Consider the following 229-nt stretch of genomic DNA (forward strand, 5'->3'; position numbering starts at 1 on the left):
GCATAAGGTCTCACCTTTGCTGGTGGATGCGGTTATCCGGCTGGTACGCCTGCTTGACCATCCTGAGGACATTGAGGCGCTGGCCCCGCTCATTGAGCAGGAGATTTTCTATCGGCTGCTGACCGGGCCGGAAGGTTCGCGCATCCTGAATATGGCGCTGGCTGAGCGGCCGGGCAACCGGGTCGCGCAGGCTGCCCGCTGGCTGCGGGAAAACTTTCATCAGCCGCTG

The 229-nt window shown here is 62.4% G+C and carries 1 protein-coding gene; it reads left to right on the forward strand.

The window, feature by feature from the left end:
* Positions 1–22 precede the first annotated feature (22 nt).
* Positions 23–229 (forward strand): AraC family transcriptional regulator (locus SB756_RS36350; protein ID WP_410914107.1); only part of this gene is annotated, 207 nt, incomplete at its 3' end.

Origin of the sequence: Pseudomonas sp. SIMBA_068 (assembly GCF_046534705.1) — a bacterium.
Lineage (GTDB): Bacteria > Pseudomonadota > Gammaproteobacteria > Pseudomonadales > Pseudomonadaceae > Aquipseudomonas > Aquipseudomonas putida.